Below are 21,684 nucleotides of genomic sequence, written 5' to 3'. Positions count from 1 at the left end.
CCCCGCGTCGTCTTCTCCTATCGTCATCCGAATGCGCCAGTACTCTGCGGACCTGACTCCGCCGTGGAAGAAGCCCCAGCCCGCCCGTGAGGTCGCGGCGGAGTCCGGCCTGGTCGTGGAGGAGGCGGGGACGGGCTTCTGCGGTGCGGTGATCCGCTGCGAGGCGGGCACGGTGACCCTGGAGGACCGCTTCGGCAAGCACCGCGTGTTCCCGCTGGAGCCGCGCGGCTTCCTCCTGGAGGGCCGGGTGGTGACCCTCGTACGTCCCACCGGCCGCGCTCCGGTACGCCCCACCCGTACGGCCTCCGGCTCGGTGGCCGTCCCCGGCGCACGCGCGCGCGTGGCCCGCGCCGGACGCATCTACGTCGAGGGCCGGCACGACGCCGAACTGGTCGAGAAGGTGTGGGGCGACGACCTGCGCATCGAGGGCGTGGTCGTGGAGTACCTGGAGGGCGTCGACGACCTCCCGGCCATCGTCACGGAGTTCGCGCCCGGGCCCGACGCCCGCCTGGGCATCCTGGTGGACCACCTGATCCCCGGCACCAAGGAGTTCCGTATCGCCGAGTCGGTGACCAGCGATCACGCGCTGGTCGTCGGCCACCCGTACATCGACATCTGGGAGGCCGTGAAGCCCTCCGCCGTGGGAATCGAGGCGTGGCCCCGCGTCCCGCACGGTCAGGACTGGAAGACGGGCGTCTGCCGGGCCCTGGGCTGGCCGGAGAACACGGGCGCGGTGTGGCAGGCGATCCTGAAGCGGGTGAACTCCTACAAGGACCTGGAGCCGGAGCTGCTGGGCCGCGTCGAGGAACTGATCGACTTCGTCACGGCCCCGGAGTAGGGCCGCACCCCTGCATTGTCGCCCCCGCCGCCCCTTCCCGTTCCCGTCCTTCCGGGGCTCCGCCCCAGACCCCGCTCCTCAAACGCCGGAGGGGCTGATTTCAGCCCCTCCGGCGTTTGAGGACGAGGCCGTTCAGGCCGAAGCGGGGGTCTGGGGGCGCAGCCCCCAGGAACGGGACGGGGCGGGAAGGGGCGGCGGGGGCGGAAACCCCTCAGTCCACCAGATCCCGCACCACCGCATCCGCCAGCAACCGCCCCCGCAGCGTGAGCACCGCACGCCCCTCCTCGTACGGCCCGGCCTCCAGCAGCCCGTCGGACAGGGCGCGCCCCGAGGCCGCGAGGCCGTCCGCGTGCAGCAGGGACAGCGGTACACCCTCCCGCAGCCGCAGCTCCAGCAGGATCCGCTCCACCCGTCGGTCCTCCTCCGACAGGAGCTCCCGGCCCGCGCCCGGCGAGCGCCCGGCGGCGAGGGCCGCCGCGTACGCGCCCGGGTGCTTCACGTTCCACCAGCGCACGCCGCCCACGTGGCTGTGGGCCCCCGGCCCCGCGCCCCACCAGTCGGCGCCGCGCCAGTACAGCTCGTTGTGGAGGCAGCGCCCGGCGTCCGAAGTCGCCCAGTTCGAGACCTCGTACCAGTCGAAGCCGGCCGCCGAGAACATCTCCTCGGCGATCAGGTACCGGTCCGCGTGCACGTCGTCGTCCGTCATGGGGACCTCGCCGCGCCGGATCCGCCGGGCCAGCTGGGTGCCCTCCTCGACGATCAGCGCGTACGCCGACACATGGTCCGGCCCGGCGCCCAGCGCAGCCTCCAGCGAGGCCCGCCAGTCGTCGTCCGACTCCCCCGGGGTGCCGTAGATCAGGTCGAGGTTGACGTGCGAGAACCCCGCCGCACGCGCTTCCGCCACGCACGCCTCCGGGCGCCCCGGCGTGTGCGTGCGGTCGAGCACCTTCAGCACGTGCTGCTTCGCGCTCTGCATGCCGAAGGAGACCCGGTTGAAGCCGCCCTGGCGCAGAGCGGCCAGATACGCCGGATCCACCGACTCCGGGTTCGCCTCGGTGGTGATCTCCGCGTCCGCGGCGAGGCCGAACTCGTCGCGGATCGCCGCCAGCATCCGTACGAGGTCTCCCGCGCCCAGCAGGGTGGGCGTGCCGCCGCCGACGAAGACCGTGCGGACCTCGCGCGGGTCGTCGCCGAGGACCTTGCGGGCCAGGCGGATCTCGTCGATCACGGTGTCCGCGTAGTTGTCGCGGGAGGCGAGGACGCCACCGGTGCCGCGCAGCTCGGTCGCGGTGTAGGTGTTGAAGTCGCAGTAGCCGCAGCGGGTCGCGCAGTACGGAACGTGCAGGTAGAACCCGAGGGGGCGGTCGGCCGCCCCGGCGAGCGCGGGCGCGGGCAGTGCGCCGTCGTCGGGGACGGGCTCGCCGTCGGGGAGTGCGGAAGGCATGCCTTCCATTGTCCAGCACGCGCGCCCCGGCCCAGGGCCTGCTCGGCGATCATGCCGCGGAGGCGGGGCCCGGCACACGGTCTGCGGCGATGAGGCGCCGTCGATTTCCAGCGGCGATGAGGCGCCGTCGTTCTCCTGCGACCTGATCCGCCGGGCAGGCTCTGGCCGGCTATTCGGCCTGCAGCACCAGCAGGGCCAGGTCGTCCTCCGGCGGCCGGGCCCCGAACTCGTGCACCAGCCGTTTGATGCGCTCCGCGATCAGTTCCACGTCGAGTCCCACGCAGCCCGCGAGCGCCTCCGCCAGCCCGTCCTCGTCGTCGAACTGGCGTGAGCCGCTGCGCCGCTCGGTCACCCCGTCGGTCACGCACAGCAGGCTGTCGCCGGGGCGCAGCTCGAAGGTCTCGCTGGTGTACGTGGCGTCCTCGACGACCCCGAGGAGGGTCTGCGGGTGCGCGGCCGTGCGGACCTCGCCGTCCGCGCCGAGGAGCAGCGGCAGCGGGTGTCCGGCGGAGGCGAGGGTGCAGCGCACTCCTCCGTCGAAGGGGGCAAGTTCGCCGTAGAGGAGGGAGAGGAAGCGGGTCTGCGGGCCGTCTCCGGGGGCCATCGGCCGGCCGCCCGCGGAGATGAGTGCGCGGGCCGCCGCGTCCGCGGCCTCCGTCGCGTCGTCGAGGAGCAGCTGGTTGAGGCGGTCGAGGACGTCGGCGACGCGGTAGCCCTCGCGGGCCAGCAGCCGCAGCCAGGGCCGGGCGAGGCCGATGACGACGGCCGCCTCGGGTCCCTTGCCCTGGACGTCGCCGACGGCGAAGCACCAGCGGCCGTCGCCGGCCGGGAACAGGTCGTAGAAGTCGCCGCTGGGTCCGCCCTTGTCGCACGGCTCGTACACCAGGGCGCTGCGCACCCCCGGTATCTCGGCGACCGCGCCGGGCAGCAGTCCGCGCTGCAGGACGGCGCTGATGGTGGCCTGCCGGGCGTACTGGCGGGCCGCGCCGATGGCGAGGGCCACCCGCCGGCTGAGGTCCTCGACGAGGCCGGTGATCTCGTCGGCGAAGCCGAACAGCCCGGACCGGCCGATGACCAGGGTGCCGAGCGGGCGGCCGCCGGCCGTCAGCCGGTAGGCGAGGGCGGAGCCGTGGGTGCCGTGCGAACCCAGCGCCTCGCCGGGCCAGGGGAACGGGGCGGGGCCCGGCCGTGCCGGGTCGGGCGGGTGCGGTGGTTCCTTCTCCAGGGCCTGGCGCAGTTCCTCGATGCGGTTCTCGCTGCCGTGCCACACCCGGGCCAGGCGCGGTCCCGACCCGTCGGCCGCCCAGCCGCCGCGGCCGCCGGTGGCCTCGTCCTCCAGCCACACCGCGCACCACTCGGCGAGCCGCGGCACGATCAGCTGTCCGGCGAGCGCGGCCACCAGGTTCTCGTCGAGCTGCCCGGCGAGCAGGTCGGAGGCCTCGGCGAGGAAGGAGAGGGCGCCCCGGTTGAGCCAGTCCTGGTCCTGCTCGGTGCGCTGCGGCTCCGGGGCGAGTATCTCCGCCACACGCAGCTCCCGCTCCCCCGTGTACGCCTCCCGCGCGTCCGCGGCCGACTCCCCCTGTGCGGGCAGCCGCGCCCACACCGTCTTGGCGCCCGTGCGGTAGGTGATGCCCCAGGACTCGGAGAGCGCGGCGACCAGTCTGAGGCCGCGCCCGTACTCGGGTGTCTCGTACGACGTTTCGGCGGCGTCGCGTGGAGCGCGCGAGGGGTGGTGGTCCAGGACCTCGACGACGAGGGCGCCGGTCTCCGGTTCCAGCCGGCAGTCCAGCTCGACGTCGGTGCCGGCGTGCACGACGGCGTTGGTGACCAGCTCGCTGACGACGACCAGGGCGTCGCCGGCCAGGAGGTCGGTGAGGTGCTCGGTGCCGGGCAGGTCGCGCTCGGCCCATTCGGCCAGCGCGGCGCGTAACAGGGCGCGGGCGGCGCTCGGCGCGAGGGAGCTGCCGGGCAGGGCGGCGTGCACGTGCGCGCGCGGGGGCGCGTCTGCGGGGGCAAGCGCCTCGGTGCGCCGGGGCGCCCCTTCGTGCGCAGGCGCATCAGAGGCACGGGAAATGGTCTCCCGTTGCGTCGAAATGGCACCCATGTACAGCTCCCCTACAGCTCCCCGAGCGGTTCGGACGAATACGCCTCAGTCGATGCCGACAGAGTGACAGACTGGCCCCGCCCATAAGCGCCGAGTTACCGAAGTGGGCCGCCATGAGTGAGAACAGTGCTACACGTGTGCTCGAAGAGGGGCACAAAGATGGCCTGATTCGAGCATCGGATCTACGTCCTCTGCTTGCCGCGATGACCGCGGCCCGGGACGGCGACTTCTCGAAGGTGCCGGAATCGGGCCACGGCCTGGTGGCCGAACTGACCGCCGTCTTCAACCAAATCATGGACCGCAGCACCCACTTCAACACGGAAGTGCAGCGGGTGAAGCGGGAGTTGGTACGGCACGGCCGGCTCGACGAACGTCTCTCGGCCAGCCCGGGCCAGGGCGCCTGGACCTCCCGGGTCAACGATGTGAACCAGGTGCTCGACGCCCTGGTCGCCCCGGCGGCCAACGCCACGCGGGTGTTGGACGCGGTGGCCGGCGGCGACCTGACCCAGCGGGTCGACCTGCACGACGGCAGCAGGCAGTTGCGCGGTGACCTGCGGCGGCTCGGCCGGGCCGTGAACAAGATGGTCGACCAGCTGTCCCTGTTCACCGGCGAGGTGACCCGGGTCGCGCGCGAGGTCGGCACCGAGGGGCGGCTCGGCGGACGGGCCAAGGTGACGGGCCTGTCCGGAAGTTGGCGGGACGTGACCGAGGCGGTCAACACGATGGCGTCCCGGCTGACCGCCCAGGTCCGTGACATCGCCCTGGTGACCACGGCCGTGGCCCGCGGCGATCTGACCCGCACGGTCACGGTCGAGGCGACCGGCGAACTGCTCGAACTGAAACTGACCGTGAACACGATGGTCGACCAGCTGTCCGCCTTCGCCGACGAGGTCACCCGGGTGGCCCGCGAGGTCGGCACCGAAGGCCAGTTGGGCGGCCGGGCGCAGGTGCGAGGCGTGTCGGGCGTCTGGAAGGACCTCACCGACAACGTCAACTTCATGGCCTCGAACCTGACCTCGCAGGTCCGCAACATCGCCCAGGTCACCACCGCCGTGGCCAACGGCGACCTGAGCCAGAAGATCACCGTCGACGCGCAGGGCGAGATCCTGGAGCTGAAGTCCACCATCAACACGATGGTCGACCAGCTGTCCGCCTTCGCCGACGAGGTCACCCGGGTCGCCCGCGAGGTCGGCACCGAAGGCAACCTCGGCGGCCGGGCCCAGGTCCGGGGCGTGTCGGGCGTCTGGAAGGACCTCACCGACAACGTCAACTTCATGGCGGACAACCTGACGTCGCAGGTCCGCAACATCGCCCTGGTCTCCACCGCCGTGGCGCAGGGCGACCTCGGCAAGAAGATCACGGTCGAGGCGAAGGGCGAGATCCTGGAGCTGAAGTCGACGATCAACACGATGGTCGACCAGCTGTCCGCCTTCGCCGACGAAGTGACCCGGGTCGCCCGCGAGGTCGGCACCGAAGGCAACCTCGGCGGTCAGGCCCAGGTCAGGGGCGTCAGCGGGGTCTGGAAGGACCTCACCGACAACGTCAACTTCATGGCGCTGAACCTGACGTCGCAAGTGCGGAACATCGCCCAGGTCACCACCGCCGTCGCCAACGGCGACCTGTCGAAGAAGATCACGGTCGACGCCCGCGGCGAGATCCTCGAACTGAAGGACACCGTCAACACGATGGTGGAGCAGCTGCGCGCCTTCGCCGACGAGGTGACCCGCGTGGCCCGCGAGGTCGGCACCGACGGCCGGCTCGGCGGCCGCGCCCAGGTGCTGGGCGTCTCCGGCGTCTGGCGGGACCTCACCGACAACGTCAACTACATGGCCGACAACCTCACTTCGCAGGTCCGCAACATCGCCCAGGTGGCGACGGCCGTGGCGCAGGGCGACCTGTCGAAGAAGATCGACGTGGACGCCCGCGGCGAGATCCTCGAACTGAAGACGACCATCAACACGATGGTCGACACCCTGTCCTCCTTCTCCTCCGAGGTCACCCGGGTGGCCCGAGAGGTCGGCAGCGAGGGCCAGCTCGGCGGCCAGGCCCGGGTGGAGGGCGTGTACGGCACCTGGAAACGCCTGACGACGAACGTGAACGAACTCGCCCTGAACCTGACCACCCAGGTCCGCGCGATCGCCGAGGTCGCCTCCGCCGTGGCCCAGGGCGACATGTCCCGCTCGATCACCGTGGAGACGCAGGGCGAGGTCACCGAGCTGAAGGACAACATCAACCTGATGGTGGCCAACCTCCGCGAGACGACCCGCGCGAAGGACTGGCTGGAGTCGAACCTGGCCCGCCTGGCCGCGTTGATGCAGGGCCACCGGGACCTGATGGAGGTCGCCGACCTGATCCTGCGGGAGCTGACCCCGCTGGTGAACGCCCAGTACGGCGCGTTCTTCCTCGCCGACCCGGACGAGGACGGCACGTCTCTGCACACGGCCGTTCCGGCGAAGGGGCTCGCGTTCATCGCCGGGTACGGCTCGGCGCAGAGCGCGACCGTCGACACGGGAGCCATGCCGGTGCACGGTCTGGTACGCCAGGCCGCGCGGGAGAAGAAGCGGATCCTGGTGGAGGAGGCCCCGCCGGACTACATCAAGATCAACAGTGGTCTAGGTGAGGCGGCCCCGGCGAGCGTCGTCATCATCCCGATCCTCTTCGAGGACAAGCTCCTCGGCGTGATCGAGCTGGCCTCCTTCTCCCGCTTCTCCGACGTCCACCTGGCCTTCTTCGACCAGTTCGTGAACACCATCGGCGTCGCCATCAACACCATCATCGCCAACTCCCGCACCGAGTCCCTGCTCGGCGAGTCCCAGCGCCTGGCCATGCAGCTGCAGGAACGCTCGGACGAACTGCAGAAGCAACAGGCGGAGTTGCAGCGCTCGAACGCCGAACTGGAGGAGAAGGCCGCCCTGTTGGCCACGTCCTCGCAGTACAAGTCGGAGTTCCTGGCGAACATGTCGCACGAACTGCGCACACCGCTCAACTCCTTGCTGATCCTGGCGCGTCTGCTCTCCGACAACCCGGACGGCCGTCTCTCCGACCAGGAAGTGCAGTTCGCGTCGACGATCCACCGCTCGGGCTCCGACCTCCTCCAGCTGATCAACGACATCCTCGACCTGTCGAAGATCGAGGCCGGCCGGATGGACGTCCGCCCCAAGAGGCTCCCCCTCATCAAACTGCTCGACTACGTCCACGCCACCTTCCGCCCCCTCACCATCGACCGGGGGCTCGCCTTCGAGGTGACGGTCGGGGAGGACGTACCGCGGGAGATGTACTCGGACGAGCAGCGCCTCCAGCAGATCCTGCGCAACCTGCTCTCCAACGCGATCAAGTTCACCGCCACGGGCCGGGTCGAGCTGCGCGTGAACCGCATGAAGGACCCCGAGCACCGTCACGTCCGCGACAGCGACGACGTGATCGCCTTCGCGGTCTCCGACACCGGCATCGGCATCGCCCGCGAGAAACTACCCGTGATCTTCGAGGCGTTCCAGCAGGCCGACGGCACGACGAACCGCAAGTACGGCGGCACCGGCCTGGGGCTGTCCATCAGCCGGGAGATCGCCGGCCTGCTGGGCGGCCGTATCGTCGCCGAGAGCGAGCCCGGCAAGGGATCCACCTTCACGCTGTACGTCCCCGTCATCAGCCCCGGCCACTCGGCGACCGGCCCGACCCCGGAGGACCGGCCCGTGCCGGTGTCCGACGAACTGTCGACCGAGCTCTTCCCCACCACCCACGAGCCGGAGGACTCCTGGCCCGCGCCCACCAAGCTGGAAGCGTGGAAGGAGGGGCGTGCGGGGCAGGTCCTGGCCGGGCGCAGGGTGCTGATCGTCGACGACGACATCCGCAACGTCTTCGCCCTCACCCATGTCCTGGGCCGGGTCGGCATGCCCGTCCTCTACGCCGAGAACGGCCGCGAGGGCATCGAGACGCTGGAACGCAACCCGGACGTCGAACTCGTCCTGATGGACATCATGATGCCGGAGATGGACGGCTACGAGACCATCGCCGCCATCCGCCGCACCCCGCGCTGGATCGGCCTGCCCATCGTCGCCCTCACCGCGAAGGCGATGCCGGGAGACCGCGAGAAATCCATCGCGCGAGGCGCCAACGACTACGTACCGAAGCCGGTGGACGTCGACCAGCTGCTGACCGTCGTCTGCGCACTCCTGGACCCCGAGAGCGCGCATGACGAGGAGCACGCCGACGCCGAGGAGGCGGTGGTCCCGCCGGCGGACGACTGAATGAGGCCAGTCACATGAGCGCTGAGGCAACGACCGACGAGAGCGCCAGCATCCTCCTGGTCGACGACATGGAGGACAACCTGATCGCGCTGGAGGCCGTCCTGGGATCCCTCAACGAACCGCTCGTCCGCGCGCGTTCGGGCGAGGAGGCGATGAAGGCACTGCTCCGGAGGCAGTTCGCCCTCGTCCTGCTCGACGTCCGCATGCCGGGCATGGACGGTTTCGAGACCGCCGCGAACATCAAGCGGCTCGACCAGACCAAGGACGTCCCGATCATCTTCCTGACCGGCGCGGAGGACGACTCCGGTTACGCGTTCCGCGGTTACGCGACGGGAGCGGCCGACTACCTGGCCAAGCCCTTCGACCCGTGGGTGCTGCGCGCCAAGGTCACCGTCTTCCTGGACCTGCACCGCAAGAACCAGCAGTTGGAGCGGCTGCTGACGCAGGAGCAGGCCGACGACCGGGAGTTGAACAGCCGACTGGCGGCCCTGGAGGAGCAGCTGACCGACTCTCCGGACATGTCCACCCTGCGCAAACAGGTCAGGGAGCTACGGCATCTGGTGAACAGGGGACGCGTGTCCTGACCTCCAGGGACGCGGGGAACTGCGCGACAAGCCACAACGGACCGGCAGCCGTCGGCGGTCCCCCGCCACCCTTCCGCTTCCGCGCTACGCCTCCCGCGACCCCGCGTACATCTCGTCGATCAGGTGCTTGTACTCCCGCTCGACAACCGGCCGCTTCAGCTTCAGGCTCGGCGTGATCTCACCGTGCTCGATGTCAAGATCCCTCGGCAGCAACCGGAACTTCTTGATCGTCTGCCACCGCTGAAGCCCCTCGTTGAGCTCCTTGACGTATCCCTCGACCATCGAGACCGTCGCCGGCGCGGCAACGATCTCCGCGTACGACTTCCCCTCCAGCCCGTTCTCCTTCGCCCAGTCGAGGATCGCGACCTCGTCCAGGGCGATCAGCGCGGTGCAGAAGTTCCGGTCGGCCCCGTGGACCAGGATGTTGGAGACATAGGGGCACACCGCCTTGAACTGTCCCTCGACCTCGGCGGGCGCGATGTACTTGCCGCCGGACGTCTTGATGAGGTCCTTCTTGCGGTCGGTGATCCGCAGGTACCCGTCGGGCGACAGCTCACCGATGTCACCGGTGTGGAACCAGCCGTCGGACTCCAGGACCTCGGCGGTCTTCTCGGGCAGCCCGTGGTAGCCCTCCATGATGCCGGGGCCGCGCAGCAGGATCTCGCCGTCGTCCGCGATGCGCACCTCGGTGCCGGGCAGCGGCTTGCCGACCGTGCCGGTGCGGTAGGCCTCACCGGGGTTCACGAAGGACGCGGCCGAGGACTCCGTGAGGCCGTAGCCCTCGAGGATGTGGATGCCGGCGCCGGAGAAGAAGTAGCCGATCTCGGGCGAGAGCGCGGCCGAGCCGGAGACGCAGGCGCGCAGGTTGCCGCCGAACGCCTCGCGGATCTTGGCGAAGACGAGCGCGTCCGCGACCTTGTGCTTGGCTCCGAGCCCGAAGGGGACGGACGCCGTGCCGGTGCGACGGAAGTTGTCCTGGGCGACCTTGGCGTACTCGCGGGCGACCTCGGCGGCCCACTGGAAGATCTTGTACTTGGCACCGCCGCCCGCACGGGCCTTCGCCGCGACCCCGTTGTAGACCTTCTCGAAGATGCGCGGGACGGCCGCCATGTACGTCGGCTGCACGACCGGCAGGTTCTCGATGATCTTGTCGACGCGGCCGTCCACGGCGGTGACGTGCCCGACCTCGATCTGGCCGGAGGTGAGCACCTTGCCGAAGACGTGGGCGAGCGGCAGCCACAGGTACTGCACGTCCTCGCTGCTGATCAGCCCGGTCGCGGCGGTCGCCTTCGCCATGTACGACCAGTTGCCGTGCGGCAGGCGGACACCCTTGGGGCGGCCGGTGGTGCCCGAGGTGTAGATCAGGGTGGCGAGCTGGTCCCTGGTGATCGCGGCGACCTTCTCCTTGATCAGGTCGGGGTTCTTCTCCAGGTACGCGGCACCGCGCTGCTCCAGCTCGGTGAGCGTGAGCACCCAGTCGCCGGTCTCGGCGCCTGCCGGGTCGATGACCACGACGTGGGTGAGGTCAGGCAGCTCGGCCCGCTTCTCCCGCGCCTTGGCCAGCTGCTCGGCGTTCTCCGCGAACAGGACCTTGCTGCCGGAGTCCGACAGGATGAAGGCGGACTCGTCGGCGTTGGTCTGCGGATAGATCGTGGTCGTGGCGGCGCCGGCGCACAGGATGCCCAGGTCGGCGAGGATCCACTCGACCCGCGTCGAGGAGGAAAGGGCGACCCGCTGCTCCGGCTGCACACCGAGCTCGATCAGGCCGGCCGCGATGGCGTAGACCCGCTCGGCGGTCTGCCCCCAGCTCAGCGACTTCCACTCGTCCGGCCCCTCACCGGAGGCCGGAGGCACGGGATAGCGGTACGCCTCGGCGTCCGGCGTGGCCGCCACTCGGTCCAGGAAGACGGCCGCCACACTCGGCGGACGGTTCTCGATCAGTGTCTGTGTGTCGCTCACGACATCCTCCGGGGCCCGCGGCTGTGCGGCTGGCTCATTGCGGCTGTTGTTTAACTCACGAGTAACTACCGAGCAGGGATCAGAGTAAAGCGCGACCGGCCGGTGCGTAAGGGGCGGCGGCCTGTCACTTCCTACAGAGAGCGACACTACGCACGCGTAGGGGCCTGCCCCGTGAACATCCGGCAGGCCCCTAGTTTCGCGGTAAAGGACGGCTACTTCTTGCCCTTGCCGGAACCCGCGTTCTCGTCGCTGGACAGGACGGCGATGAACGCCTCCTGCGGAACCTCCACGGAACCCACCATCTTCATCCGCTTCTTGCCTTCCTTCTGCTTCTCCAGCAGCTTCCGCTTACGGGAGATGTCACCGCCGTAGCACTTGGCGAGGACGTCCTTGCGGATGGCGCGGATGGTCTCGCGGGCGATCACCCGGGAGCCGATCGCGGCCTGGATGGGGATCTCGAAGGCCTGCCGCGGGATCAGCTCGCGCAGCTTGGCGACGAGCCTTACGCCATACGCGTACGCGGCGTCCTTGTGGGTGACGGCGGAGAAGGCGTCGACCCGGTCGCCGTGGAGCAGGATGTCGACCTTCACCAGCTGGGCGTCCTGCTCGCCGGTGGGCTCGTAGTCCAGGGAGGCGTACCCGCGGGTCTTGGACTTCAGCTGGTCGAAGAAGTCGAAGACGATCTCGGCGAGGGGCAGCGTGTAGCGGATCTCGACGCGGTCCTCGGAGAGGTAGTCCATGCCGAGCAGGGTGCCGCGGCGGGTCTGGCAGAGCTCCATGATTGAGCCGATGAACTCGCTCGGAGCGAGGATCGTGGCCCTCACGACCGGCTCGAAGACCTTGTCGATCTTGCCCTCGGGGAACTCGCTCGGGTTGGTGACCGTGTGCTCCTTCCCGTCCTCCATGATCACGCGGTAGACCACGTTCGGCGCGGTGGCGATGAGTTCGAGGTTGAACTCGCGCTCCAGGCGCTCACGGATGACGTCGAGGTGCAGCAGGCCGAGGAAGCCGACGCGGAAGCCGAAGCCGAGGGCGGCGGAGGTCTCCGGCTCGTAGACCAGGGCGGCGTCGTTGAGCTGGAGCTTGTCCAGCGCCTCGCGGAGGTCGGGGTAGTCCGAGCCGTCCAGCGGATAGAGGCCGGAGAAGACCATCGGCTTGGGGTCCTTGTATCCGCCGAGGGCCTCGGTGGCGCCCTTGTCCTTGCTGGTGATCGTGTCACCGACCTTGGACTGACGGACGTCCTTCACGCCGGTGATGATGTAGCCCACCTCGCCGACACCGATGCCGTCGGCCGGCGTCATCTCGGGCGACGAGACGCCGATCTCGAGGAGCTCGTGGGTGGCGCCGGTCGACATCATCTTGATGCGCTCGCGCTTGTTGAGCTGGCCGTCGATGACACGGACGTAGGTGACCACGCCCCGGTACGAGTCGTAGACCGAGTCGAAGATCATCGCGCGGGCGGGGGCGTCCTTGACGCCGACCGGGGCCGGGACGTCGCGGACCACCCGGTCCAGAAGCGCGTCCACGCCGATGCCCGTCTTCGCCGAGACCTTCAGCACGTCGTCGGGGTCGCAGCCGATGAGGTTGGCGAGCTCCTCGGAGAACTTCTCCGGCTGGGCGGCCGGCAGGTCGATCTTGTTCAGAACGGGGATGATCTTGAGGTCGTTCTCCATCGCCAGGTAGAGGTTGGCGAGGGTCTGGGCCTCGATGCCCTGGGCGGCGTCGACGAGGAGCACGGTGCCCTCGCAGGCCGCGAGCGACCGCGAGACCTCGTAGGTGAAGTCGACGTGCCCCGGAGTGTCGATCATGTTGAGGATGTGCGTGTTCTTCTTGTCATGGGTGGGGGCCCACGGCAGACGCACGGCCTGTGACTTGATCGTGATTCCGCGCTCACGCTCGATGTCCATGCGGTCGAGGTACTGAGCACGCATCTGCCGTTGCTCGACCACACCGGTCAGCTGGAGCATCCGGTCGGCGAGCGTGGACTTGCCGTGGTCGATGTGCGCGATGATGCAAAAGTTGCGGAGCAGTGACGGGTCGGTACGGCTCGGCTCGGGCACATGGCTGGGGATCGCGGGCACGCAGGGTCCTGATTCTTGAGGCGTCCGCAGTGTCTGCGGTCTCGGGTCGGATCGATACGTAGCCTCCATGGTCCCACGGGCGGGGACCGGCGACCGGTTTGGGCCACTCGGACGCCCGCTGGTACTCTGGGTGGCTGTGTCTCCTGCCCTCTCAGCACGAGACACGACTTCTGGAAAATCATCGGTGCGGGACCCGTGCGGCTCCGTGCCTGAACCTGTAGAGGCTCATTCGTGGCGAACATCAAGTCCCAGATCAAGCGGATCAAGACCAACGAGAAGGCCCGGCTGCGCAACAAGGCCGTCAAGTCCTCCCTGAAGACCGCGATCCGCAAGGCCCGCGAGGCCGCTGCCGCGGGTGACGTCGAGAAGGCCACCGAGTACCAGCGCGCGGCTGCGCGTCAGCTCGACAAGGCCGTCTCCAAGGGCGTCATCCACAAGAACCAGGCCGCCAACAAGAAGTCGGCGCTGGCGTCGAAGGTCGCGTCCCTCAAGGCCTGAACTGCTTCCTTGATCTGACCGCCGGAAGGACCCAGAGCGGGCCCTCTCTCATCCGCTCCCGTCCGGCACCCCGAGTCTGTACGCGGCCTGCGTTCGCCACGCGGGTACGGACTCACCCTTCTTTGAATGCCATTGCACCGAAGGCCCCGCCGCCGCCCTTCCCCAGGGCCGGCGACGGGGCCTTCGGCATGCCCGCAGCGGCCCGCGGGCCGTCACGACCAGAACTCGTCGCCCTTCTCCATGTCCTCGACGCACTCGTCGAGGTCGGTCATCTTGTCCCCGACGATCCGGAAGACGATGCCCCCGCGTTCGTCGATGTGCTTGCCGCCCCGGTCGGCGGTGAAGCGGTGCACGGAGACGGCGTGCCCACGGCCGTCGACGAACACGTTGAGCAACTCGACACGGAACGACCCGTCCGTCTCAGAGGAGAGCCGGCCGTAGTACCCGTCGAAGATCGAGTCGACGCCCTTGTAGTCCCCCGAGAGCGGGTGGGAGCCGGGTACATGGTGGGTGCAGTCCCCGGTCATCATGGAGCGCAGGGTGTCCATGTCCCCACGCTGGAAGGCCTCGTAGCCCTTGCGGACGAGCATCGCGTGCGGGTGTTCAGCCACGGTGATCGCCACCTTTCCTGATCCGGCGATGGACGGCTGATACGCCCGATTCTCCTCCTCCAGGAGGGAAGAGCCACTGGATCACGCTCCGAGAGGGAAGGGCCACCGGACCACGATCCGAGAGGGAAGGGCTACCGGGCCAGGCTCGGGACGGACTACTGGATCGCGCTCGAGACGGACTGCTGGATCGCGCTCGAGAAGGACTACTGGATCACGCCGGGCCTCTGCGCTGCGCTCTGTCCTGTGAGGCGAGGTTTGGGCACTGGGGTCGTGACTCGTCCTATGGACGCTCTGGACGGTGCTCGTGCTTTGGACCGTGTCCGTGCCTTGGGCCATCTCCGTGTCCGTGCCTTGGGCCGTGGCCGGGCTTTGGACCGTGGCCGGGCTCTGGACCGTCTCCGTGCCTTGGACCGCGCTCGTGCCTTGGACCGTGGCCGGGCTCTGGACCGTGTCCGTGCCTTGGACCGCGCTCGTGCCTTGGACCGTGGCCGGGCTCTGGACCGTGGCCGGGCTTTGGACCGTGGCCGGGCTTTGGACCGTGGCCGGGCTTTGGACCGTGTCCGGGCTCTGGGATCACGCCCGCCCTCTGGAGCGCGCCGCCCGCGCGATCGCTACGACCGCCTTCTCCAGGGCGTACTCGGGGTCGTCCCCGCCGCCCTTCACGCCGGCGTCGGCCTCGGCCACGGCCCGCAGCGCGAAGGCCACCCCGTCCGGCGTCCACCCACGCATCTGCTGCCGCACCCGGTCGATCTTCCACGGCGGCATCCCGAGTTCCCGCGCGAGATCGGCGGGGCGGCCTCCCCGTGCGGAGGACAGCTTGCCGATGGCCCGCACGCCCTGCGCCAACGCACTGGTGATCAACACCGGCGCGACCCCCGTCGCCAGCGACCACCTGAGCGCCTCCAGCGCCTCGGCGACCCGCCCCTCCACCGCCCGGTCCGCGACGGTGAAGCTCGATGCCTCGGCCCGCCCCGTGTAGTACCGGCCGACAACGGCCTCGTCGATGGTCCCCTCGACGTCGGCGGCGAGCTGGGACACGGCGGATGCCAGCTCCCGCAGGTCGCTCCCGATCGAGTCCACGAGCGCCTGACAGGCCTCGGGCGTCGCCGACCGCCCGATCGTCCGGAACTCACCCCGCACGAACGCCAGCCGGTCCGCCGGCTTCGTCATCTTCGGGCACGCCACCTCCCGCGCCCCCACCTTGCGCGCGGCATCCAGCAGCCCCTTGCCCTTGGCCCCGCCCGCGTGCAGCAGCACGAGCGTGATCTCCTCGGCGGGCGCCCCGAGATACGCCTTCACGTCCTTGATCGTGTCGGCCGACAGATCCTGCGCATTGCGTACGACGACGACCTTCCGCTCCGCGAAGAGCGATGGGCTGGTCAACTCCGCGAGCGTCCCCGGCTGCAACTGGTCGGGGGTCAGGTCGCGTACGTCCGTGTCGGCGTCGGCGGCCCTCGCGGCAACCACCACCTCCCGCACAGCACGGTCGAGCAGGAGGTCCTCCTGGCCCACGGCAAGAGTCACCGGGGCGAGAGGATCGTCATTCGCAGTCTTCCTGGACATTGCGCCAAGCATGGCACGCGCCACTGACAACGGAGGCCGGTGCTGCGCTCGGACGGCATCACCAGCGGCGGCGGAGCTACGGCTCCTCCCGCCACCCTTCCCACTCTCCGGCGAACTCGTCCAGCTCCCGGGGGTCCAGCCGCTCCGCCTCGTCCCGCAGCACGACGAGCCACTGCGCGTCCTCGGCATCGTCCTCACCGGCCAGCGCGTCCCTTACCAGCTGCGGCTCCTCGGCGACCCCGAACCGGTCCCCGAGCGCCTGCGCCACCTCTTCCGCTGCATCACGGTCGGGCAGCACCAGCACGTGTCTCACATCGCTCACGAAGCCATTGTCCGGTACCCCGCCCCGGCGACCGACTCACTCCTTGCGCACGACCTGTACGTCGAGGTCGATCCGGATGCTGGGCCCGACCACCGCGATCCCCCGCGCCAGCATCGTCTGCCAGCTCACTGTGAAGTCGTCCCGGCGCAACTCGGTCGTGGCCCGGCAGGCCGCCCGCACCTCGCCCTCCATGCCGTTGCCGAGCCCGAGGTACTCCGTGTCGAGGGTGACCGTACGAGTCACCCCATGCAGCGTCAGCGCGCCCGTGATCGCCCACCGGTTGCCGCCCTTGTGCACGAACCGCTCGCTGTAGAACTCCAGCGTCGGATAACGATGCACGTCGAGGAAGTCCTCCGACCGCAGATGGTCGTCGCGCATCCTGACGTTCGTGTCGATCGACGCCGCGTCGATCAGGACGTGCATCGCCGAATGATCCACCTGGTCGGCGATCCGTATCACCCCGGCGAAGGAGTTGAACCGCCCGTGAACTCGGGCCAGCCCGATGTGCCGTGCGGTGAAGGCGATCGAGGAGTGCGTCGGCTCGATCTCCCAGTCCCCGGGCGACGGCAGCTCGGGCGGCCGGGCCACCTGGAGGGTCACATCGCCGAGCGAGGCGAGCGCGTTCTCCCCGACCACGGCGGTCGCCCGGTACGACGTGTATCCCTCGGCCGAGACAGCGAGCCGGTACTCCCCCGCCGGCACCGTCGTCACGAACGACCCGAAAGGATCCATACCTCCGCCGACCACCTTGCGGCCCGCAGCGTCCGTGACCGCGAACTCGGCGTGGGTCACCGGCTCATTGACCGGGTCGAGCACTCGGCAACTGAGCGCCCCGGCGCTCGGTGGGGTCCGTACCGCCGCCAGGGGACTCGTCCGCTGCGTCCGGTTCGTTCGGCTTCCCAGCCAGCGACCGATCATCTTCACCCCTGCACGACTCGACATCACTGTGGCCGAAAACGCATTCGACCATCAGTGAGGCTTTCGAGGCAACACAAGGCCACATGATGGGAAACCAGCGCATGTGCCGGATCTAAGGATGAGTGGTCCCGCGTGGCCCCGCGTGGCCCGAATCAGCCATGCGAGTCGGGATGTCGCACAGTCGGCACGCTGTCGAGCTCGATTCCGAACCGCTCCCGGTACGCCGCCAGTACCTCCTCTGCCGAGACAAGCTCGCGTTCCTCCCGCGTCCCGTCGGCAGCCGTCGTCTTGAAGGTGTGGCCACTGAGCGTGATCCTCCCTCCGTCCTCCGTTACCCGCGAGCAGACCAGCGACTGCGTGAAGTGCGAGACCGGCGAGGTGCGGTGCCACCAGGCCCCGGCCGCGAAGTCAGCGAGCACCCGAGGCCGCTGCTCCAGGCGGTACTGGGGTCTGTCATTCACGAGGACGTCCAGGTCCGCCACCCCCACGCCGGCCACGTCCGGCCCCGCCTCGACGATCCGGAACGTGCCACCGGGATCCTCCTGCTCCTCCCGCGCCCCGAACGCCAGCGGATAGTGACTGTGCGCCCCGAACCCCACGTCGGCCAGCCACTCACCCCCGTCCACCGTCCGGACCCGCAGCGCGACGTGGTCGTACGGAATCCCGAGCCGCCCCTCCTCCCCGTACACCCGCGCCGCGAGCAGCGTGACGTCGAACCCGACCGCGGTGAGCAACAGCCCGAACGCACCGTTGAGTTCGTAACAGAGTCCTCCCCTGCGCGCGCCCACCACCTTGTCCAACAGCCGCCTCTCCTCCAGCACGATCTCCTCCCCGAGGTGGACCGAGAGGTTCTCGAAGGGCACGGTCCGCAGATGGCGCAGATGGAGATCGCGCAGCACGCCGACGGTGGCGCTCGGGGCGCCGCCGGCGTCGGCGGGCCACGCCGACCTCTCGATTCCCAGACGGCGAAGGTAGGCATCAACCTGTGCGGAGTTCATGGCCTCAGTCTCGCGCCACCCGCAGCTCCCCGGGGCCCCTACCGGCAACCGCGACAGCCCCGTCCCGATCGGTCCGCAGCACCACCGCACCCTGCGCCCGCAGCGCCGCGACCGTACTGGGAGCCGGATGTCCGTACGGGTTGTCGGCACCACAGGAGATGAGCGCCAGCCGCGGGGCCACTCGGCGTATCAGCTCCGGGTCCTGGTACGCGGAGCCATGGTGGGCGACCTTGAGCACGTCCATCCCGCCCAGCCGCGCACCCGCGGGGGACCTCAACAGGGCCTGCTGGGCCGGAGGTTCGAGGTCCCCGAGGAGCAGGAACCGCAGTCCGGCCGACCTGACGAGCAAGGCCACACTCGCGTCATTCGGCCCCTCCGGCTCCGGCACCGGGCTCGGGGGCGGCCAGAGCACCTCCCAGGACAGCGCCCCGGTCCGCCGCTGCTCCCCGGCCACGCCGCGCGTCACGGGAATGCGCCGCGCCGCCGCCTGACTCCGTACGAACCCGGCCTGGTCCACGGGCTCTTCGTAACCGGTCGTCTCGATCGCCCCGACGGACCGTCCGCGCAGCACTCCGGGCAGCCCCGCCACATGGTCGGCGTGGAAGTGTTCTTCGCGCTCAGCGTGTCTCATGAGACATGCTGTCGATCACGGGTCAAGCGCTGGGCCTGGGAAGCAGGGGAGCTCGCGAGGCCTCAGGGAACGTCACGCGTCAGCAGCCGCCTGAGACAGCAGAAGGGAACCAGTGGCATGTCCGAAATTGTTGACGAAGTGATCCCTCTGCGAGGCGGCCGCATCACCGAAGGCGTCGTCCGCATCGGTGACACGGTCCGGAGGCCGACCTCGGCCGCCTCGCCGTTCGTCGCCTCCTTGCTTGATCTGTTGGAGAGCGGAGGATTCACGGGGGCCCCGCGATATCTCGGTCAGGATCAGGCCGGCCGGGACACCTTCAGCTTCGTGCCGGGCTGGGTCCCGCCCAAGTTCCGGCCATGGACCGACGCGCAGGTCGCTGCGGCCGGCGCCCTGGCCCGCACCATGCACGACGCCACCCGGGACAGTGATCTTGCTGGTCAGCATCAGGTCGTGTGCCACCACGATCTAGGACCGAACAACGCCGTCTTCCAGGACGACGTGCCAGTCGCCTTCATCGATTTCGACATGGCCGCGCCGGGCAGTCCGCTGGAAGATGTCGGGTATATGTCCTGGCTGTGGTGTGTGTCCTCGAAAGCGGGGGCTCCTCCCGTGGTTGTTCAGGCCACACAGGTGCGTGTGCTGGCCGACGCTTATGGCCTGGCTGGTCCTGAGCGTGCTGTGCTGGTCGACGCGATGCTGGAACGACAGGCCCGCAATGCCCGTTTCTGGGCAGAGGTGCAGGCCGGTTTCAGGACCGTCGAAGCCACTGACCAGCAAATCTCGGATCGCATCGCGTGGTCTCGCCGCGAGCACGAGCACACTGCCGAGAACCGCAAAGTGTTCGAAGACGCTCTCAGTGACGAACCACGGAGAGATCAGTGATGGGCCTGCTGAGGCGATAGACGATCACTGGCGTTGCCGCGGACCGCGGGGGCGCATGGGTGTGACCGAGGTTGCGGTGTCCTTGTTGAGCTGCTGCCGGAGGGCTTCGTTGTCGTGGAAGAGGGCGGCGATCGCGGTGTGGGCGGCTTTGAGTTTGTTCTCCAGGAGCGTGTACTCCTGGGTCTTCTTGGTCAGGCGCCTCTTGAGGTCGGCGATGGCCGCGTCGCGTTTGGCCTCGCCGGGGGTGGCCTTGCCGTGGGCGGCGAGGTGCGCGTCCCACTCGGCCAGGATCGCGTGCGCGCGGTTCATCGTCGCGCGGCTGACCTGGGCTTCTCTGTAGAGGTTCTCTTTCGTGAGGCGGCCGTCGGTCCGCTGTGGGCGACCTTCGAAGAGGCGTGTCATAGCTGCCCATAGTGCGGCGGCGGTCTTGGAGCTGACCTGGTCTTCGGGGGTGCCGGCGGAGTCGGTCACTGGGTCTGTCCTGCCATCTTGAGCACGTTGCGGGTGATATCGAGTTCGCGTTCGGCGAGGTCTCGGCGGCAGGCCGGGATAGCGGGGTTGTTGATGATTTGGAGCTGTTTGCGCTGATGGGAGTCGTAGATCGGTAGGTGCTCGGGGCCGATCATGCTGTTGGCGCATCGGTCGGGCCGACAGCGTTCATCCAGGGGGCCGATGTGTCCCTCGGGAACGATCGCGTTCTCAAGGCAGACGGCGCCGACTGGGTTGGTGTGGTCGGCGGTGCAGTTGTTGAGCATGCCGAAGCGAATGTGGATCCGCGTGGTGCGCAACAGGGTGTCCGCAGTGCGGGCGTCACCGGTGCGGGCCTTGACGGTGGCGTTGATCTGGTCGAAGGCATCTTTGACGCGTTCGGCACCGGGCCCGAATCCGATCTCCTCGCCTGCGTTGTGGCGCTCGTAGAGGTCTTTGATCTTGCGGAATTTGACGTTGTCGAGTGCGTCTTCGAGGTATTTCACCCAGTCGCTGTCGGAAGCGGCATAGCTGCGGGTGGTGGCGTTGGCCAGGGCCCGCTTGGCGAGGTGCTTGAGCTGGATGCCGGTGGCGATCTCGGAGTTGGGGAACTGATCGGTGAGCATCGCCATTGTCTTGCGGAACATGTGCGGGCGGATGTAGGTCGTCGGGATCTCGTCCAGGCCGGTCCAGGTCCGGTTCATGTTCACGAACTTCACAAACGAAGCCAGCATCCTGGCTCCGACGATGGTGCCATCCTGATTGTCGGCGCCGACCGGGGAGAACACGCGGTCGGGGTGGAGGGAGACAGCTTCCGCGACCGTAAGGGCTTCGACGAGTGGTTCGGCGATCCACCAGTGTTTGCCGGGGCGGTTGGCGGTTCCCTTGATCTTCGTTGAGGACACGGCGGGGGTGCTGTAGTGCTCCACAACGGATGCCTTCAAGATCTCGTGGATTTCTGAGTCGCGCATCATGGAGAGGCCCACGACCAGTGTGAATGCCGCATTGCGCAGGGCGGTTTTCAGGTCGTTCAGCGGTCTCGGGCCGATGCCTGGGTGCCAGGGTCCGGTGCTGCCGTCCGGCCGCGTCGTCTCTACGAGTTCTCCGGACAGCGCCTGAGTGGTGGTCCGCCCCTTGGCCACTTCCTCCAGGACCAGTGCACGTCGTTGTCTTTGCGCCTGGCAGCGCGAAGCGGAGAAGACGCCATGGCTGTCCCTCTGATAGCCCAGGAGAAGTGTCAGCAGGCTCCAGTTCACATACGGCGCCTGGTCTTTCGAGGGCGCGGTGTGGAGGGGGATCTTATTCTGGGGGTCGGCGAGCCACTCCTCGAGCTGTTCGTCGATGTCGAGTGCCGACGGGTTCGCAGTGGCGAGGAGTTCGTCGTAACGACGGGCTGTGCGCATGATGTCAGGGGCGAAGTCGTGGATATAGGCCCAGGCTGCGCGGATCAGGGGGAACCAGGTGTCCAGGTACTCGTGTGAGTGCACCACCGAGTACGAAGTTATGTGCACCACTCGTTAGGCCACGTCGGTCTCCCGC

16 protein-coding genes and 1 pseudogene are annotated in these 21,684 nt (G+C 69.0%); 5 read left to right on the top strand and 12 right to left on the bottom strand.

Annotation, left to right across the window (positions count from 1 at the left end; translation table 11 throughout):
- The first annotated feature begins 31 nt into the window (after positions 1-31).
- The gene (locus ACWBNA_RS36915) at positions 32-838 is read left to right on the top strand and encodes a DUF3097 domain-containing protein (protein WP_482708903.1); all 807 of its coding nucleotides are present in this window, start codon (positions 32-34) and stop codon (positions 836-838) included.
- A 211-nt stretch (positions 839-1,049) separates the two neighbouring features.
- Here ACWBNA_RS36915 and hemW read toward each other — a convergent pair whose 3' ends face one another.
- Positions 1,050-2,282, bottom strand: a complete 1,233-nt coding sequence (gene hemW / locus ACWBNA_RS36910; protein ID WP_482708902.1) for a radical SAM family heme chaperone HemW — start codon at positions 2,280-2,282, stop codon at positions 1,050-1,052.
- Positions 2,283-2,451: 169 nt separating this feature from the next.
- Complete coding sequence (locus ACWBNA_RS36905) at positions 2,452-4,386, bottom strand: SpoIIE family protein phosphatase (protein WP_482708900.1); 1,935 nt, start codon at positions 4,384-4,386, stop codon at positions 2,452-2,454.
- A 113-nt stretch (positions 4,387-4,499) separates the two neighbouring features.
- On the opposite strand from ACWBNA_RS36905, the gene ACWBNA_RS36900 reads away from it, so the two are divergent.
- Together ACWBNA_RS36900 and ACWBNA_RS36895 are read left to right on the top strand one after the other, a co-directional pair.
- Positions 4,500-8,630: a HAMP domain-containing protein gene (locus ACWBNA_RS36900; protein ID WP_482708899.1), complete on the top strand. Its 4,131-nt coding sequence runs from the start codon at positions 4,500-4,502 to the stop codon at positions 8,628-8,630.
- Between the two features lie 14 nt (positions 8,631-8,644).
- Positions 8,645-9,214 (top strand): response regulator, encoded by a 570-nt coding sequence (locus ACWBNA_RS36895; protein WP_482708898.1) that lies wholly within the window; start codon positions 8,645-8,647, stop codon positions 9,212-9,214.
- Between the two features lie 84 nt (positions 9,215-9,298).
- On the opposite strand, the gene ACWBNA_RS36890 is transcribed toward ACWBNA_RS36895, so the two are convergent.
- Together ACWBNA_RS36890 and lepA are read right to left on the bottom strand one after the other, a co-directional pair.
- On the bottom strand, positions 9,299-11,173 hold the full coding sequence (locus ACWBNA_RS36890) for an AMP-dependent synthetase/ligase (RefSeq protein WP_482708897.1): 1,875 nt from the start codon (positions 11,171-11,173) through the stop codon (positions 9,299-9,301).
- 212 nt (positions 11,174-11,385) lie between these two features.
- Positions 11,386-13,254 (bottom strand): translation elongation factor 4, encoded by a 1,869-nt coding sequence (gene lepA, locus ACWBNA_RS36885; RefSeq protein ID WP_482708896.1) that lies wholly within the window; start codon positions 13,252-13,254, stop codon positions 11,386-11,388.
- 231 nt (positions 13,255-13,485) lie between these two features.
- Here lepA and rpsT point away from each other — a divergent pair, with 231 nt between their 5' ends.
- On the top strand, positions 13,486-13,752 hold the full coding sequence (gene rpsT, locus ACWBNA_RS36880; protein ID WP_482708895.1) for a 30S ribosomal protein S20: 267 nt from the start codon (positions 13,486-13,488) through the stop codon (positions 13,750-13,752).
- A 212-nt stretch (positions 13,753-13,964) separates the two neighbouring features.
- Here the strand turns inward: rpsT and ACWBNA_RS36875 are convergent, their stop codons facing one another.
- The 6 genes and pseudogenes from ACWBNA_RS36875 to ACWBNA_RS36850 all read right to left on the bottom strand — a co-directional run.
- Complete coding sequence (locus tag ACWBNA_RS36875; RefSeq protein WP_482708893.1) at positions 13,965-14,363, bottom strand: nuclear transport factor 2 family protein; 399 nt, start codon at positions 14,361-14,363, stop codon at positions 13,965-13,967.
- Between the two features lie 573 nt (positions 14,364-14,936).
- Complete coding sequence (holA, locus tag ACWBNA_RS36870; protein WP_482708892.1) at positions 14,937-15,926, bottom strand: DNA polymerase III subunit delta; 990 nt, start codon at positions 15,924-15,926, stop codon at positions 14,937-14,939.
- Between the two features lie 76 nt (positions 15,927-16,002).
- A complete protein-coding gene (locus tag ACWBNA_RS36865) occupies positions 16,003-16,248 on the bottom strand; it encodes a hypothetical protein (RefSeq protein ID WP_482708891.1) in 246 nt (81 codons plus the stop codon).
- A 36-nt stretch (positions 16,249-16,284) separates the two neighbouring features.
- On the bottom strand, positions 16,285-17,166 hold the full coding sequence (locus ACWBNA_RS36860) for a YceI family protein (protein WP_482708890.1): 882 nt from the start codon (positions 17,164-17,166) through the stop codon (positions 16,285-16,287).
- A gap of 152 nt (positions 17,167-17,318) precedes the next feature.
- On the bottom strand, positions 17,319-18,164 hold the full coding sequence (locus ACWBNA_RS36855; protein ID WP_482708889.1) for an arylamine N-acetyltransferase family protein: 846 nt from the start codon (positions 18,162-18,164) through the stop codon (positions 17,319-17,321).
- 4 nt (positions 18,165-18,168) lie between these two features.
- A pseudogene (locus tag ACWBNA_RS36850) lies at positions 18,169-18,771 on the bottom strand (ComEC/Rec2 family competence protein); the annotation flags it as partial.
- 141 nt (positions 18,772-18,912) lie between these two features.
- Here ACWBNA_RS36850 and ACWBNA_RS36845 point away from each other — a divergent pair.
- Positions 18,913-19,677, top strand: a complete 765-nt coding sequence (locus tag ACWBNA_RS36845; RefSeq protein ID WP_482708888.1) for a phosphotransferase family protein — start codon at positions 18,913-18,915, stop codon at positions 19,675-19,677.
- 24 nt (positions 19,678-19,701) lie between these two features.
- Here the strand turns inward: ACWBNA_RS36845 and ACWBNA_RS36840 are convergent, their stop codons facing one another.
- Both ACWBNA_RS36840 and ACWBNA_RS36835 read right to left on the bottom strand, forming a co-directional pair.
- Positions 19,702-20,148, bottom strand: a complete 447-nt coding sequence (locus tag ACWBNA_RS36840) for a hypothetical protein (protein WP_482708887.1) — start codon at positions 20,146-20,148, stop codon at positions 19,702-19,704.
- The gene (locus ACWBNA_RS36835; RefSeq protein WP_482708886.1) at positions 20,145-21,635 is read right to left on the bottom strand and encodes a hypothetical protein; all 1,491 of its coding nucleotides are present in this window, start codon (positions 21,633-21,635) and stop codon (positions 20,145-20,147) included. The genes ACWBNA_RS36840 and ACWBNA_RS36835 overlap by 4 nt, the downstream gene beginning before the upstream one ends.
- Between the last annotated feature and the right edge of the window lie 49 nt (positions 21,636-21,684).

This window comes from Streptomyces sp. Q2, assembly GCF_056820935.1.
This window is presented reverse-complemented; position numbering and strand designations above follow the sequence as displayed.

Coding starts and splice junctions, on each gene's coding strand:
- ACWBNA_RS36915 (WP_482708903.1), top strand. CDS start 32: ATGCGCCAGTACTCTGCGGACCTGACTCCGCCGTGGAAGAAGCCCCAG.
- hemW (WP_482708902.1), bottom strand. CDS start 2,282: ATGCCTTCCGCACTCCCCGACGGCGAGCCCGTCCCCGACGACGGCGCA.
- ACWBNA_RS36905 (WP_482708900.1), bottom strand. CDS start 4,386: ATGGGTGCCATTTCGACGCAACGGGAGACCATTTCCCGTGCCTCTGAT.
- ACWBNA_RS36900 (WP_482708899.1), top strand. CDS start 4,500: ATGAGTGAGAACAGTGCTACACGTGTGCTCGAAGAGGGGCACAAAGAT.
- ACWBNA_RS36895 (WP_482708898.1), top strand. CDS start 8,645: ATGAGCGCTGAGGCAACGACCGACGAGAGCGCCAGCATCCTCCTGGTC.
- holA (WP_482708892.1), bottom strand. CDS start 15,926: ATGTCCAGGAAGACTGCGAATGACGATCCTCTCGCCCCGGTGACTCTT.
- ACWBNA_RS36860 (WP_482708890.1), bottom strand. CDS start 17,166: ATGATCGGTCGCTGGCTGGGAAGCCGAACGAACCGGACGCAGCGGACG.
- ACWBNA_RS36855 (WP_482708889.1), bottom strand. CDS start 18,164: ATGAACTCCGCACAGGTTGATGCCTACCTTCGCCGTCTGGGAATCGAG.
- ACWBNA_RS36845 (WP_482708888.1), top strand. CDS start 18,913: ATGTCCGAAATTGTTGACGAAGTGATCCCTCTGCGAGGCGGCCGCATC.